This window comes from Draconibacterium sp. (assembly GCF_041583095.1).
Lineage (GTDB): Bacteria > Bacteroidota > Bacteroidia > Bacteroidales > Prolixibacteraceae > Draconibacterium.
In genome coordinates this window covers 1-16545 of the sequence record NZ_JBFHGM010000093.1, presented here as the reverse complement: position 1 = coordinate 16545, position 16545 = coordinate 1, and the positions used below count along the sequence as shown (strand labels likewise).

Genomic DNA, 16545 nt, shown 5'->3' with positions numbered 1-16545 from the left:
CTTGGGATTCATTCCAGGCATAATCTTTATACTTTCTTAAAATTTTTAAAGCCTTAGGAAGTAAAGGAATACGACACCGGTTCTTTGTTTTGTTCCGATCGATAATAATCCAATCTTCACCGTCATCACCTTTATGTATGTGATGGTAGCTCAGTTTTGCAATGTCTGAATACGACAAACCTGTATAACATGCAAACACAAAAACATCCCGGACAATAGCTAGCCTATCAATCTGAATACGTTTCTTCTCTATCTTTTTAATTTCTTTTAGTGTAAGAAAATCCCTATTTGCATCCCCTCTTTTCACCTTAAAATTCTCATAAGGATTCCGAACAATTAAACCCCTTGAAACCGCATCATTTAAAACCTTCTTTACGTGTCTATGATATCCCCATACCGTGTTCGTACCAATATTGTGTTTAGATTTTAGGTAAATATCAAAAGCATTTAGAAAAGTATAATCAACTTTTTTGATCTCAATATCTTTCCGAAAATAAAATTCCTTTACAAAATCCTTTAATCGCGTTAACGAAGTACGATAGTGTTTTAAAGTTCCTTTGGAATAGCCTTTCCCTAACTTTTTTTCAATTGATTCGATAACTGACTCAAATAGCTCAATAAAATAATCTTTCGAACTGGTACCTGTGATTTTTTCTTTGATGGTATAAACATCAAAATCATCATGACTTGCTTCCAATTGATTGTAGATATCATAAATTCCAGATACGAATTTCAACAAACGATTATTAAGGATTCTAATTTCCTGCGAATTCCCGGCAATTTCCTGCCTTGATTTATCCCAACTATCTACATCCACTAAAATTGACGTGGACAGCTCAATTCTTCGTCCATCCATCACGCAACGCGCATAAACAGGGCATTTCCCGCTGTTTTTACTTTTTGATTTCTTTAACAGAAGACTAATTCTGATTCTCATAACTCCTAAATTTTTAAGTTTTAGGGTCTCTTTAGGTCTCTTTTTGGATAAAATTACCTCAAAAAGTGCCGTCTCACAACAGCAAATGAGACCAATTCAGACCAATTTAAATTATGAATATCAGAGAGTTACGAAAAAGAGACCTATTTTTGAGCCAAAAATAGATGGGTCTCGATTTAGTCCCCTTTTTTTTGGTATTTTTTGACTCACTTTGAATTACTGCAAAAGAAAAAAGCGCTGTAAATCAATGATTTAAGCGCTTTTGATTCGGAATGATTTCCGACTTGGTGACTCAGCTGGGGCTCGAACCCAGGACCCCATCCTTAAAAGGGATGTGCTCTACCAACTGAGCTACTGAGTCATCCTTATAGTACCTTTGTTTCTCAAAGGCGGGTGCAAAAGTAATCATTATTTTTTTTCACACAAATCACAAAGCTATTTTTTTCAAAAAAAATAAAATTTCGTCACTTCCGGCCAACAACACTTACCCGCACCACACATATTTTCGGCTCTCATTACATGGGCTTTCCCCACGTTTACAACAACTTACAACACATTTAGTTTTAGTGCCAATTTTATTTCAGAAGATTTATTTGATGAGAAAAAATTTAAATATTAGTTTTGATTTTTCTTGAAAACTAAGTTTGAACAGAGCAACAACTTAATACCGCATCAATTTGATTAGTACCGAAGGATATATTGTACTGGCTATTGTTTTGATAACCATTATTGCCCTGGCAAAAGAATTGATGCGCCCAGGCCTTATCTTTTTTTCTTCCGCAATTATACTTATGGCAACGGGAGCGATTACAGATAAGGAGATGCTGGCCGGCTTTTCAAACAAGGGAATGATTACCATTGGTATTCTTTTTATAGTAAGCGAAGGAATACGACAATCTGGTATACTAAACCGACTGGCACAAACCTATCTGCCCCGAAAAAGAAGAAAAATGGTTTCGCTGATTCCGCAAATCATGCTTCCTGTTTCGGTGCTCTCTGCTTTTCTGAACAATACACCGGTAGTTATTATTTTTGCGCCTATCATTAAAAGATGGTCAGAGAACCTGAACCTTTCATCAAAGAAATTTCTGATACCACTTTCGTACGCTACCATTTTTGGTGGAATGTGCACACTTATCGGTACATCTACCAACCTTGTGGTACACGGTTTAATTCTGGAGAACGGACACGAAGGTTTTAGTATGTTTGAACTGGCAAAAATTGGCGGGTTTATTGCCATTGCCGGTACTATTTACATGACTGTTTTTAGTAACAGGCTACTTCCCGGCGAGAAAATATTTTTCAACTCAAAAAGCTCAACCGAATACAAGGACTACCACTACGACATTATTATTACCGAAAACAGCAACCTGATTGGCCTTGAAGTAAAAAATGGCCGAATGAAGGAGTTAAAAGGCCTGATCATTCAAACCATTAACCGCGACGGAAATATTATTGAAACGAAAAAAGGTTCGTTTAAACTTATGGCTGACGATATTCTGCTGGTGGCCGGAAAATCTGATCGTTTAAATTACATCCTTGCGAATTCAAATGTAAAGCTAAGTGGCATCGACCTGATTAAGAATGTACCCAAGGAAAACCTGAAACAATACGAGGCTGTTTTATCTCCACGTTTTCCGGCAATTGGCAAAAATATTCACGAGTTTAACTTTTACGATCACTACCAGGCGGTGGTTCTTGCCATACACCGCAACGGGGAGCGCATTACCAGCAATAAAGACAAGTTGCACCTAAAAACCGGCGACAACCTTGTTTTACTTACCACCGAAAAATTTATCGAAAACTGGGGCGATTCAAAAATCTTTTTGCTCACCTCATACATCCGCGATTACCGAAGTACAGGTACTTTTTGGAAAAAGTGGCTTGCCTTTATCATTCTTATCGGCATGGTTGTGGGAACAACAATCGGCAAATTTATCTCATCACCCGATGGTGTTACACTCGACATGTTTTTCTTTGCCTCAATTGCCGCCATGTTATTGATTTGGTTAAAAATTATGCCTCATCAAAAATACACAAAGGCTGTAAGTTGGGATGTACTAATTACCATTGCCTGTGCTTTTGCCCTAAGTAAGGCCATGCAAAATTCCGGTGCAGCCGAAGCCATTGCGCGCACCACAATTAATTTCTCAAAAGGATTTGGTCCTATCGGTGTAATGGCGGCACTTTATATTATTACAGCTATTTTTACCGAAATTATTACCAATAATGCTGCAGCGGCACTGGTATTTCCGATTGCACTCGCGGCATCTCAACAGCTAAATGTCGATCCAAAACCATTTTTTGTAACCATAGCCATCGCGGCATCAGCAAGTTTCTCAACTCCAATCGGCTATCAAACAAACCTGATTATTCAGGCTATTGGTAACTACAAATTCCGCGACTATTTAAAAATTGGTCTTCCGCTGAATTTAATCGCATTTATCTTATCAATGTTACTTATTCCGTATTTCTGGAGCTTCTAGTTCTTACCTCATTCTGCCCCTTATTTAAATTCATTCTTAAGAAAGAAATCGATCACCGGACAAAACCCTTCATTCCTTAAGCCAACCGGAATAAAATTCTATATTTGCATTCGTTTGAAAATAAGAGTACGAAATTAATACAGCTACAGCCTACTATTGGTAGATATCAGCAACATACCCAAAAAAGTAATCATACCGGGCTGTAAAAACTAAAATAGAAAAGAATGGATAATTATTCATTAACCAACCTTCGCGAACTGGAGGCAGAAGCCATCCACATCATCCGCGAGGTGGCAGCCGAGTTCGAAAATCCAGTAATGCTTTATTCCATCGGGAAAGACTCATCAGTGATGGTGCGTTTGGCCGAAAAAGCTTTTTATCCCGGTAAAGTTCCGTTTCCGTTGATGCACATCGACTCGAAATGGAAATTCCAGGAAATGATCGATTTCCGCGACAGTTATGCGAAAGAGAAAGGCTGGGACCTGATCGTTCATTACAACAAAGAAGGTTTTGAAAGTGGCGTTGGTCCGTTTACTCACGGAAGTAAAGTACACACCGACATTATGAAAACACAGGCACTGCTTGCAGGCCTGAATAAATACAAATTTGATGCTGCTTTTGGTGGTGCCCGTCGTGATGAGGAAAAGTCGCGTGCGAAAGAACGTATTTTCTCTTTCCGCGATAAATTTCACCAGTGGGATCCGAAAAACCAGCGTCCTGAACTTTGGAATATCTATAACAGCCGCGTTCAGAAAGGCGAATCCATTCGTGTATTCCCTATCTCGAACTGGACTGAGTTGGACATCTGGCAGTACATTCGTTTGGAAAATATCCCTATCGTTCCGCTGTATTACGCCAAAGAACGTCCGGTGGTTGAAATGGATGGCACCCTTGTTATGGTAGACGACGAACGTATGCCAAAAGAATTGCGCGACAAAGCAGAAATGCGCATGGTACGTTTCCGTACATTGGGCTGTTACCCGCTTACCGGTGCTATTGAATCGGAAGCTGATACTATCGAGAAAATCGTTGAAGAAATGATGACCGTTACCGTTTCGGAACGTACAACACGTGTTATCGACTTCGACCAGGAAGCAAGTATGGAACAGAAAAAAAGAGAAGGGTATTTCTAGAAACTGGATTCTGGATATTGGATCGATCGAGTATCCGGTATCAAGCATCGGGTATCTAGTATCAAACATCAAGTATCAAAAAGATGACTACAAAAAAACTTAATATACAAGAGTTTCTGGATCAAGACCAGAAAAAGGATTTATTACGCTTACTGACTGCAGGATCGGTTGACGATGGCAAATCAACGCTTATCGGACGACTGATGGCTGACAGTAAAATGCTTTATGAAGATCAGCTTGAAGCTTTACACCGCGACAGTAAACGTATTGGTCATGCCGGTGAGGAAATTGACTATGCCTTGTTGCTCGATGGTTTGAAAGCCGAGCGCGAACAGGGAATTACCATCGACGTTGCTTACCGCTACTTCTCAACTGCAAAGCGTAAATTTATTATCGCAGATACTCCGGGACACGAGCAGTACACCCGTAACATGATTACCGGTGGATCGACTGCCAACCTGGCCATTATTCTTATAGATGCGCGCTACGGAGTAATTACCCAGACCAAACGCCACACTTACCTGGCCAACCTGCTGGGAATTAAACACGTGGTGGTAGCCATTAACAAAATGGACCTGGCCGATTACAAACAGGAACGTTTTGAGGAAATTAAAGCCGACTACAAAGCATTTGTTACCCAATTGGACATACCTGATGTAAACTTTATCCCGCTTTCGGCATTAAAAGGCGACAACGTGGTGGATAAAGGCGAGAATATGGATTGGTACCATGGTCCTTGTCTGCTGGAGTTTTTGGAGAACGTTCATGTAAGTTCCGACCGCAACTTCGACGATCTGCGCTACCCGGTTCAGTATGTGTTGCGCCCCGATATTAAATTCCGTGGGTTCTCAACTTCTGTAGCTTCAGGTATCATTAAGAAAGGCGATGAAGTAATGGTGCTGCCTTCGATGAAAAAATCGAAAGTAGAGAAAATCGTTACTTACGAAGGCGAACTGGATTATGCCTTCCCGCCACAATCGGTAACCGTTACGCTGGAAGATGAGATTGATATTTCGCGTGGCGATATGTTGGTTCACCCTGATAACCTGCCGCGTGTTGAGCGTCAGTTTGAAGCCATGCTGGTTTGGATGGATGAAACTGACATGAACCTTTCCACCCAGTTTTACATCAAACATGCCAACAACAATACAAAGGCCCGTATCGACGAGATAAAATACAAAGTGGATGTAAACACGCTTGAAAAATCGAACATCGAAAAATTCAAGCTGAACGAAATTGGCCGCGTGGTAATTACCACTACCAAGCCACTTTACTTCGATCCGTATAAAAAGAACCATCAACCCGGCTCGTTTATTTTAATCGACCCGGTAACACATAACACCGTAGCGGTGGGTATGATCATCGATAAACTGGGTAGCAATAGCCTGCCATCGCGTATTACCGATGTGGATAAGGAAAAAATTGCCAAAGGTGAAGCGCTGATCAAACCGGAAGAGTACATTCAGAAGTACAACCAGAAAGGTGAAACCATTTGGATTACCGGCCTGCATGGTTCGGGTAAAAACGAACTTGCTTTTAGCCTGGAGAAAAAATTGTTCGACAACGGTGCAACAGTAGTGTTGATCGACGGAAGTTCGGTACGCTCAGGATTGAGCCGCGAGCTCGACTTCTCTCCTGCCGACAGAGCAGAAAACCTGCGTCGTGTGGCACACATTTGCAAAATGCTGAACGACCAGGGAATTATTACTATTGCTTCGTACATCTCTCGTAACGAATCGTTGCGCGACCAGGTGGCTGAGATAATTGGCAAAGACCGTTTCCATATGTTCTACATGGATGCAGATTTGGATTATTGCAAAAACAATAAACCGGAACTGTACAAGCTGGTGGAAGAAGGGAAAACTACTGGTTTGCCAGGCGCTGATTTGGAATACGAAGCACCAACAAACGCAAAACTGGTTTTCAAACCGGAGCAAAACGAAGAAAACCTGGATGCTATTTTGGATTACTTAGCAATGAACAAAGTATTTCCTAACCACTAGGAATTTGAAATGAAGATACTGGTAACGGGTACAGCAGGATTTATCCCGTGAAATGATGGAAAATTTTTTCGATAAATATTATTGGGTGTATGTCCTATTAAGTGAATCTGATGGTAAAAAATACACAGGTTACACAAAAAATTTGCCATCAAGATTTGAGGCTCATCAAAATGGGGAAGTACAGTCTACAAAACACAGACGACCATTTAAATTAATTTATTGTGAAGCCTGTCTATCTAAAGAAGATGGTTTAAAAAGAGAAAAACACCTAAAAACTCATTATGGCAAGATGTTTTTGGGCAATCGCCTCAAATCTTATTTCACAGGACAAGAACAAAGGAAAGATATTAATCCGTCACAATAGATAATGAGCAAAATTTTAGTTACCGGAACTGCGGGATTTATCGGTTTTCACCTTGCCAATAAGTTATTGGAGCAAGGCGTTGAAGTAGTTGGTATCGATAATATCAACAACTACTATTCAACCGAGCTGAAATATGCCCGTTTGGCCGAAGCAGGTATTTCGCGTGAAGCTGAGAATTGGCACAAAAAGGTTGTCAGCACAAAAAATCCGGCATATTCCTTTGTTCGGATGAACCTGGAAGACCGCGAGCAAATCGATCAACTTTTCGAAACAGAGAAGTTCGACAGGGTTTGCAACCTGGCTGCTCAGGCCGGTGTGCGTTACAGTATCGAAAATCCGCGGGCTTATATCGACAGTAACATTGTAGGCTTCATCAATATTCTTGAAGCTTGCCGCCACAACAACATTCAGCATCTGGTTTACGCCAGCTCGTCGAGTGTGTATGGCAACAGTGCAAAAATGCCGCTTTCGGTTGATGATACGGTGGATAACCCGGTGAGTTTATACGCGGCTACCAAAAAGAGCAACGAGTTAATGGCACATACCTACAGTCATTTGTTTGGTATCCCTACTACAGGATTGCGCTTTTTTACGGTTTACGGACCATGGGGCCGACCTGATATGGCCTACTTCTCGTTCACAAAAAATATCCTGAACGGAGATGCCATTAAGATATTTAACCATGGCGATCTGTACCGCGATTTCACTTACATCGATGATATTGTTGAGGGAATAGTTAAGATATTAAATGCGCCACCACAAAAAGCTACAAGCTACAAGCCACAAGCTTCAAGTACCAAGCATCCGGTATCAACCATCCAGAATCAAGCATCCAGCATCCCGTACAAGGTGCATAACATTGGTAACTCAAGCCCGGTGAAACTCTTGGATTTTATCGAAACCATTGAAAAAGCACTGGGACAGGAAGCCGTTAAAGAATACCACGACATGCAACCCGGCGATGTGTATAAAACCTACGCCGATGTAAGTGCACTGGAAAACGACTTTGGCTACTCGCCCGACACGCCGCTGGCGGAAGGAATTGGTGAGTTTGTAAAGTGGTATAAATCCTACTTCAAATAAAAGGCCGGGGCACGAATTAAAATCGCGCCCCGATCTTTTTTAAATGAGACAATATGATGAATTAAAGAAGAAGAAATCATTCAGGAATCATTCTTCCACCCTATCAAACCAGTAAACAATGATCAACAACAAGCAAATTGATTTCGCATCGTACCAACAATCAACGGATCCTGTTTCCTTGAATCTTACCCAACGCCTGCTTGTTAATGCCACCCGCTTATTCAAAGCCAATACAACAGCCTACAAACTCGATTATTTTGAAAAAATGCTCAACTACCTTCGGGCAATTGGCTTGTATGTTTTTGCAAATAATCGGGATATTGAGCTTAAAAATCCCGGGATACAGAAAATGGCTGCCGTTGATTACAAAGACAGAATCAGCACATCGCTTGCCGAATTCCTGATTCACTTCGGAATTCTATCATTTCCGGGAAATAAAATGGAAATCAACAAAGACTATTACTCGCTCCTGGAAAATGACAGGATTGGTAAACTGATTCGAAACGACGGGACCTTATCCAATAAATCGTTAAACCGCAAAGAAAAACGATTAATTAATGATTTTCGTTTTGTGCGCGATCTGGTGCAGAAATACAATAACCCCGGTTACAACTTTCAATCGATTACAGGAAAGGAAAATGAAATATGGGAAAGCCTGATAGCAGAACGAAAACTGGATTACGAAGTCAGACTGAGCGAAACACTTTATCACCTGGTTGATTTAAGAATACCTCAAAAAATAGAGAGTCCTTTTGATGAAGCTTATTACACGGAATCGGGGCAGAATGCTTTCCAAAATTTCACCCAATTTCGTTTTCTTGATTATTTACGCAACATTACAAAAGGCAGCAGTGCCATAAACCTGTTTGATTTAGGCTGTGGATATGGCAATTATTTGGAAGTGGTGCAGCAGAATTTCCCGGAAGCATTTATTACGGGAATCGAGAAAAATCCCAAAGTATTTGCCGACACCAATGATAAATTTGCCAACGCAGAGAATGTGGAAATCATTAACGACGATTTTTTTCAATATGAACCCGGTAGAAAATACGATGTAGTTCTGATGAATTATGTGTTGTTCTATTTCAATTTTACCGACAAAAAGAAAATTATCGACAAGGCTAAAAGCATGCTCGCAGAGGGCGGATCTATCGTTTTGTGCCAGTACTATTCCGGTATCGAATCCTTAAAAAGAGAGCTGGCCAAATCACAAAACGACGATTCAACGGCAAAAAAAATAGAGATGTACTACAGCGACAAAATTCTGTATGCCAACACACTGTGGAATGACGCCGTTGACACCTTTGCCGAAGCCGTTAAGTGGAACGAATTTAAAACAATTGTTTCCGAAGCTGATCTTTATATAGCAAGCATGACCAATGCCGATCCGTTTTACTATTCACTTTTTGTTGAACTAAAACATCAATTGTAACTACAAAAGTTCAGACGCTCCTTAATAAAAACGAGCAGATCAGAATAGGATCTTTTGTGTTTAGAGCTCACCCAAAAAGTCTTGGGTAGAAGAAAAAACATTTTGCTTCAAATTTCAGCTATGAATCAAACACCAAGCAAAAGAAACTTCCTTTTTGCCCTATCAGGCGGATTCTACTCTTTGGCTTAGCCCAAAGAGTAGACAAAAACCCAAGGCTGCGCCCGCTTCCCTCGGAAAAGCTACGCGATGCCAGCTAAAATTCCTGAAACTTCCCGATTCTACGATCGGGACAGGCAGTCGTACCTCCTCAAACATCAGTAATTTTTTAACGCCGTCAACGCTTGTTTTACGGCTCACCGGACGAGGCCAGGCTCCGATGTAGCAGGCGTTGCATTAGTCGACGGCCTCTTTTGGTCGTTGCCCGGAGTTGAAGTAAAACCTTAGTGAGAGCGGGAAGCTTCGAGGAATCGAGGAGATCACCCGTCCGAACTTAGGTTTTACAAAAATGTAGGGTAACGACCAAAAGCAGCCTTGAACTTTCTGCTTCGTCTTTGCTTCAAGGCAAAGATGAAGGCTGCCGGCAGGCGTAAGATATTAATCGTTCTATAAATTAATCTATCAGTTTTTTTTTTGAGCGGTCCGTTTTTAACCTCGTTAACAAGCAATAACACTTCATTAACAGAATTGCAATTCCGGATACCTAACTTTATGAAATAACTCAAAATACAATTTTATGAAAACGTTTACCCTACTGCTGTTTAGTTGTGTAGTACTTCTTTTTAATGCGCCTTTGGCACATGCTTCAACACTACAGAAAAAGGGAGTTCCTGAGGTTAAAGAGCTCGATAATGCGCCCAACCTGTATAAAAGCGACAACATGTTTTTTAGCGGTCAGCCCAATTTGGAAACCTTTGAGTGGCTAAAGGAACAGGGTGTTGATTTGGTGATCAATCTTCGTACAGAAGATGAAAATGAAGATTTTGCAGGGGAAGCCTTTAACGAAGAAGCTTTGGTTGCCAAACTGAAAATGAAATACGTTTCGTTACCGATTGCAGGTTACGATGGTTATACGCCCGAAAACCTCGAGAAATTTGCTGAAGCATTGGATGGCAAATACAAAAAGGTATTAATTCATTGCGGAAGCGCCGGCCGGGTTACCTATTTTATGATGGCTTACCTGGTTGAATACAAAGGATACAAGCTGGCAGATGCTATAGCCTTTGGCGAGCAGATCAAGTTTTCGTTTCCGTTGGAATATTTGCTTAAGGAAGAGGTTGACTGGAAATTAAAAAGGTAAACAGGAGGCTAATAATAGCCGTTTTTTTGCCATCGGGACATCCCGAAACACATAAATGAATTTAAAACTGACCGTCGGGATTACCCGAAGGGAAGAAATCAACCAAAATGCGACTTTCGGACTTTCCCGAAAGGCAGAACTCAAGTCAAAACAAGCTGTCGGGTCTTCCCGAAACCTTGATATGAACTTAAAACACATCTTCGGGGACTCCCGAAAGGTGGAAATGAAGTAAAAACAATGCGCCGGGAACTCCCGACATCATTCTTTTCATCATTAACAAAAGTAAAAAAACAGGATGTTCTCTATAAAAAATGACGGAATCTTAAAACAATTCAGCGGGTGACTAAAAGTAAAAACAACCAGTCACCCGCTGAGTTATAATATCCCGATTAACTTCGTTATCGGGATTAATTCAACTAACAGAATTTGGTTCTCCGTCTACCGACGGTTTCCAAATCCTGAGTTTCATTAAAAAGGCAAGCCTGTAAGCCGGGTTCTGTCAATACTTACATTTATCGTCGGGGCGATAAAGCGGCTTTCCGGTGCAAAAGGATAAAAAAGCCGTAACGATTTTATACCTTTTGTTAATACAATAAAATGAAGCCACCATTCCCAAAAATGTTTTTCTCATAAATAATTGTGATATTGGTACGCATTCGAAGGCAACAAAAAAATACAAACAAATGATAAAGAACACCTTATTTATTCTTATCGTATTGATTACCGGATTATCAAACGCAAGGGCACAACATGTAATGGAAAAGCTGGACAGAGCTTTGGTAGCCATTCCGGCAGAACAAAATTCCGTATTTTTAAGCTGGCGTCTGTTAAATTCAGATCCCGAACAAATTGCCTTTAATCTTTACAGGAACGGAAAACAGATCAATTCTTCTCCGATAAAAACGACAAACTATACCGATGTCGACGCAAAAGAAGGATCAACCTACGAATTGATAGAATTATTAAACGGAGCCGAAAATAAACGGTCGATTGCTTCCTGTAAAGTATGGCAGGCACCTTATCGGGAAATTTCTTTACAAACCCCGGATGGCTACTCCCCCAACGATGCCTCGGTGGGCGATCTTGACGGCGACGGTCATTATGACCTGCTTGTTCACATGACCGGACGAGGTGCTGATAATTCACATTTAGGTATTACCACTGAACCCATATTCCACGCCTACAAAATGGACGGCACCCTTCTCTGGACAATCAATCTGGGGAAAAATATTCGCGAAGGAGCCCACTATACCCAGTTTATTGTTTATGACCTTGATGGCGATGGCCGTGCCGAAGTAGCCATGAAAACTGCAGATGGCACTACCGACGGAGTTGGAACTGTTATTGGTAATTCAAAAGCCGACTGGGTCGACCGGGACCAACAAAGCAGAACATTTGGCAAGATTGTTACCGGCCCGGAATATTTTACCATTTTCGATGGACGGACAGGCGCTGCACTTGCTACTACCAATTATGTGCCGGCAAGAGGAAATCTGGATGATTGGGGAGGCGTTGGAGGCAACGGAGGCAATGACAATACAGCCAACCGATCGGATCGTTTTTTGGCAACAGTAGCTTATCTCGATGGGAAATTACCCAGTGTGGTGATGTGTCGTGGGTATTATGGGAAATCGGTTTTGGCAGCCTGGGACTGGCGAGAGGGAGAATTAACCCAACGCTGGGTTTTTAATAGTGCCGATCCGGGACTGGAACTTTATTCAGGACAGGGAAATCATGGCATCTCAGTCGCCGATGTGGATAACGACGGAAAAGATGAGATTATTTATGGCGCGATGGCGGTTGACGACAATGGTTCAGGAATGTATACAACAGGACTTCGACACGGCGATGCAATGTATGTAACTGATATTGATCCAACCCGGCCGGGACAGGAAGTATGGGGTGTGCATGAAAACGAAGTACCGGTGAAAGGATATGAGAATGGTTTTGGAGAGGCTTTATATGATGCACAGACAGGAAAAATTATTTTTGGTCATAATCCCGGGCAAGATGAAGGCCGTGCCTGCGCTGCCGATATCGATCCCAACTACCCGGGATGCGAACTTTGGTCAAACATTGGCACTTTGTACTCGGCGCAGGGGAAGGAACTAGGCAAGGCTCCCCAAACATGCAACTTTGCCATTTGGTGGGATGGCGACCTGCTGCGTGAATTGCTGAACAGTAACAGGATAACCAAATGGGATTGGGAAAACAAAAAAGAAGAAGTGCTGTTTACCGATCCTGAGTGCACCTCAAATAACGGGACAAAATCTACTCCTGTACTTAGTGCTGATTTATGGGGCGACTGGAGAGAAGAAGTAATCTGGCGTACACGCGATAATCAGAAACTAAGGATTTATTCAACCACCATTCCTAGCAATTATCGTATGGTAACATTAATGCAGGATCAGCAATACCGAATCGCAATTTCGTGGCAAAATGTTGCTTATAACCAACCTCCTGTTCCGGGGTTTTTCCTTGGAGAAGGAATGAAATAAGAGGCTTTGGATGAGATGAAATTGGGTATGAGTCAAAACACAACGGGTGACTAATAGTTTAAACAACTAGTCACCCGCTGAAGGATCATATCCCGACGAACTTCGTTGTCGGGATTAATTCAACTAACAAAATCCAGTTTCCGTCAATTGACGGATTCTGAATTTCGAGTTTCATAAAAAAAGGCAAGCCTGTAAGCCGGGTCCTGTCACCCTGATATTGCGTAAGCAATCGTCAGGGGCTTTATCATTTATCTAGTCCCGACATCACTGCCGGGATCCTGCAGCCTACCCCTCCAAAGTCTCTTGTGCGTTGAGAGCAAAACGGGCCGTTTCGCTGTACCGCAACAGCGGCAAACACTTTGGATATACATGGCTTTGCAACCCGTAAGACGTACGGCTGGCGATGTTGCCACCTCCACCGGTGCGCTTTTACCGCACCTTTTCACCCGTTCCCTGCCGTGGACACGCCACAACAAGGTGGTTATTTTCTGTTACGTTACTATCCCCTTTCAAAGATCTTCCCGCTAGGAAGCACGGCGCCCTGCGTTGCCCGGACTTTCCTGACTGACAGTAATCGTCAGCCCGATAAAGCGGCTTGCCGGTGCAAAAGTAGTAAATAGTTTCAAGTTACACGTTTCAGGTTGCAAGTTTGTTTTTCAAGAACATGCAACCTGAAACCTGCAACCAACTATCCTTTCCGCAGAATTACCATCGTTGCTCCATAGCCATACTCCTTAAACGAGGCATCCTGGAAATAGTATTTTTTGAATTTGCGTTTCAGCAGATTGGTTACCTCCTGTTTTAAAACGCCCTGTCCTACACCATGGATAAATACAACGCGTTTTGTATGATTTTTAATGGCCAGGTTCATCTCCGATTCCACAGCATCCATTTGTATATCCAGAATTTCGCGGTTACTTAAACCTTCCGATTCATCGAGCAGCTCGGTAATATGCAAATCGATCACCATTTCTTCGGCATTTCGTTTACGTTCCTTTCGTTTTGGTGCTTCAACAGTTTCCTTTGCCTTAACCACTTTTTTGAAATCATCCTGCGTTAGTTTATCCAGTTCAGTATGAAAAGTATCAGACGTAATCTTCAGCACCAAAGCATTCTTTTTGAAATATGAATTTTCGCGAAAAGTTGATTCTTTGTAAAACTTCACCGGGTTCACCCTGAATTTCTTTACCATTGGCTGGTTCCATTCGCTTTCAGTTTCGCGGAAATAAATCAGCTGAAACCCAAAATCAGGCAAATCGCTAAAATCCTCCTGTACCAAAGCATCAATCTTTTCTCTTGAATTCGAACGAACCGTTCCTTGTTTTATAGCCTCTACCTCATCGGTTTTTATGTACGAATAATTAAATAGCACCGTATAATTGCTGTCGTTAACCAAATACAATTCAATCTCTCCCGACAGCGGATTTTTTGGATTGGTAGGAACAAAACAGAAATAAAATTCTGCTGCATTTTTGCCGTTAATGATTTCTCCTTTCGGCTCGATGTATTCAGGTTCGGGCTGCTCTTCTGCCGACGTTTCCTGCTGTGTACGGGCAGTACTGCTAACATTCAGTTCAGGAGCACTTACATTCACCAGCTCTTTTATCAGGCAAGGCACTTCGAAACCATCATCACCTTCAACATTTACCGTATTTTTATTTACAAAACCGGTTACTACACCACCACCAACATCGTTTAAAAACTTAACCTTATCGCCTACTTTTATCATTACTTTCTTACTTTCCTGCAAAAGTAGCATTAATATTTATCATTAAGGATTAAAGTCCGTTTGGGAAGCACCATTACGAAGCCCGGGTAAAAAAAGCTGACTTCAGGAAGGGCTTCAGCCCTAACTACCACCTTGATTACAACAAAAAAGAAATTCTTACTTTTGCAGTCCTAAAATACAATTGGTTTGAACAGATACAAAGACATAAAGATTAGCGATTACACTTACGATCTGCCCGACGAGCGAATTGCCAAATACCCGCTTACTGAGCGCGACAAATCGAAGTTGCTTGTCAGGCAGAACGGCACAATAACACAGGATATTTTTGAAAACTGCGCCAATTACCTTCCGCAAGATGCGCAGCTTGTTTTTAACAATACCCGTGTAATTCATGCCCGTTTGTTTTTTTATAAGGAAACCGGTGCCAAAATTGAGATCTTTTGTCTGGAGCCCGTTGAACCGGCCGACTACCAGGTAGCTTTTCAGGAAACAGAAGAAGTAACCTGGAAATGTATGGTGGGTAATTCAAAAAAATGGAAAGAAGGATTTCTTAGTCAAACTTTTGAAATTGATGGTCAAGTCATAGAGCTGACTGCGGCCAAAATTGGACAGGAAGGCAATTCGTTTCACATTCGGTTTGTGTGGAACGGCGGCGTGCACTTCTCCGAAATTATTGAGCACATCGGGCAGTTGCCCATTCCGCCGTATCTGCACCGCGACACCGAAGAAAGCGACGAAGAAAGCTATCAAACGGTTTATGCAAAAATCGATGGTTCGGTAGCCGCACCAACAGCAGGTCTGCATTTTACCGACCCGGTGATTGCGCAACTGGCAGATAAAAACATTAGCACTAACGAAATTACGCTGCATGTGGGAGCCGGTACCTTTCAGCCCGTAAAATCGGAAACCATTGAAGGCCATACCATGCATCACGAACAGGTGATCATCCCGATTGATATTTTGCGCTCGTTTGTGGAGAATCCCAAAAACATTATTGCGGTGGGAACGACTTCGGTGCGCTCACTCGAAAGTTTGTACTGGATCGGCCTGCAACTGCAAGAAAAACGTTTCAATCCTTTTCATCCCGAAGTAAAACAATGGGAGCCTTACGAAAACGAAGCAAAGATTTCTATTGAAAAGGCACTTCAAAATATCATTTATTTTCTGGCAGAAAACGGGGAAAAAGCCATTCGCTTTTCGACTCAAATTATCATTCTTCCGGGTTATGATTTTAAACTCATCAGCGGAATGTTTACCAACTTTCACCAGCCACAAAGTACGCTGCTACTATTAATCAGCGCATTTCTGGGCAATAAATGGAAAGAAGTTTACGATTATGCATTGGCGAACGACTTCCGCTTTTTAAGTTATGGCGACAGCAATCTCTACCTAAAATAAAATACCTTTGTAGATAAAGCTTTTACGCTAACATTTTTTTAGACGAAATATTTGCACAAAAGCTGGCTTTAACCATAATTACAGCATTATGCAAAGAGATAAAATCGACAGCTTTTCCTCCTTTATTTCCGAGTCAGTAAAAAACTATGCGAACAATGAAGCATTGGGCTTTATCGATGGCGACT

The 16545-nt window shown here is 41.7% G+C and carries 11 protein-coding genes, 1 tRNA gene and 1 other RNA gene; 9 read left to right on the top strand and 4 right to left on the bottom strand.

The window, feature by feature from the left end; all coding sequences use genetic code 11:
• Both ABZB17_RS10660 and ABZB17_RS10655 read right to left on the bottom strand, forming a co-directional pair.
• The coding region (locus ABZB17_RS10660; RefSeq protein WP_372650071.1) for a phage integrase SAM-like domain-containing protein at nt 1-937 on the bottom strand (937 nt) is incomplete at its 3' end.
• A gap of 285 nt (nt 938-1222) precedes the next feature.
• Nucleotides 1223-1298 (bottom strand) — tRNA-Lys (locus ABZB17_RS10655).
• A 316-nt stretch (nt 1299-1614) separates the two neighbouring features.
• Here ABZB17_RS10655 and ABZB17_RS10650 point away from each other — a divergent pair.
• The 8 genes from ABZB17_RS10650 to ABZB17_RS10615 all read left to right on the top strand — a co-directional run bounded on the left by ABZB17_RS10650 (nt 1615) and on the right by ABZB17_RS10615 (nt 13233).
• Nucleotides 1615-3423: an SLC13 family permease gene (locus tag ABZB17_RS10650; protein WP_045026925.1), complete on the top strand. Its 1809-nt coding sequence runs from the start codon at nt 1615-1617 to the stop codon at nt 3421-3423.
• Between the two features lie 224 nt (nt 3424-3647).
• Nucleotides 3648-4556: a sulfate adenylyltransferase subunit CysD gene (cysD, locus tag ABZB17_RS10645; protein WP_045026923.1), complete on the top strand. Its 909-nt coding sequence runs from the start codon at nt 3648-3650 to the stop codon at nt 4554-4556.
• Between the two features lie 74 nt (nt 4557-4630).
• Entirely contained in the window at nt 4631-6559 is a 1929-nt protein-coding gene (gene cysN / locus ABZB17_RS10640; RefSeq protein WP_372650073.1) for a sulfate adenylyltransferase subunit CysN, read from the top strand.
• 55 nt (nt 6560-6614) lie between these two features.
• Nucleotides 6615-6923 (top strand): GIY-YIG nuclease family protein, encoded by a 309-nt coding sequence (locus ABZB17_RS10635; protein ID WP_372650069.1) that lies wholly within the window; start codon nt 6615-6617, stop codon nt 6921-6923.
• A 3-nt stretch (nt 6924-6926) separates the two neighbouring features.
• Nucleotides 6927-8006: an NAD-dependent epimerase gene (locus tag ABZB17_RS10630; RefSeq protein WP_372650067.1), complete on the top strand. Its 1080-nt coding sequence runs from the start codon at nt 6927-6929 to the stop codon at nt 8004-8006.
• 118 nt (nt 8007-8124) lie between these two features.
• Nucleotides 8125-9438 carry a trans-aconitate 2-methyltransferase gene (locus tag ABZB17_RS10625; protein ID WP_372650065.1) on the top strand — a complete coding sequence of 438 codons (1314 nt, stop codon included), beginning with the start codon at nt 8125-8127 and terminating at the stop codon, nt 9436-9438.
• A 733-nt stretch (nt 9439-10171) separates the two neighbouring features.
• A complete protein-coding gene (locus ABZB17_RS10620; RefSeq protein WP_372650063.1) occupies nt 10172-10735 on the top strand; it encodes a hypothetical protein in 564 nt (187 codons plus the stop codon).
• Nucleotides 10736-11418: 683 nt separating this feature from the next.
• The gene (locus tag ABZB17_RS10615; protein ID WP_372650062.1) at nt 11419-13233 is read left to right on the top strand and encodes a rhamnogalacturonan lyase; all 1815 of its coding nucleotides are present in this window, start codon (nt 11419-11421) and stop codon (nt 13231-13233) included.
• Between the two features lie 176 nt (nt 13234-13409).
• Here ABZB17_RS10615 and rnpB read toward each other — a convergent pair.
• Both rnpB and ABZB17_RS10605 read right to left on the bottom strand, forming a co-directional pair.
• Nucleotides 13410-13835: RNase P RNA component class A (gene rnpB, locus ABZB17_RS10610), an RNA gene on the bottom strand.
• An 86-nt stretch (nt 13836-13921) separates the two neighbouring features.
• The gene (locus tag ABZB17_RS10605) at nt 13922-14992 is read right to left on the bottom strand and encodes a DUF2027 domain-containing protein (RefSeq protein WP_372650060.1); all 1071 of its coding nucleotides are present in this window, start codon (nt 14990-14992) and stop codon (nt 13922-13924) included.
• Between the two features lie 156 nt (nt 14993-15148).
• Here ABZB17_RS10605 and ABZB17_RS10600 point away from each other — a divergent pair, with 156 nt between their 5' ends.
• Nucleotides 15149-16360, top strand: a complete 1212-nt coding sequence (locus ABZB17_RS10600) for an S-adenosylmethionine:tRNA ribosyltransferase-isomerase (protein ID WP_372650058.1) — start codon at nt 15149-15151, stop codon at nt 16358-16360.
• Nucleotides 16361-16545: the final 185 nt, after the last annotated feature.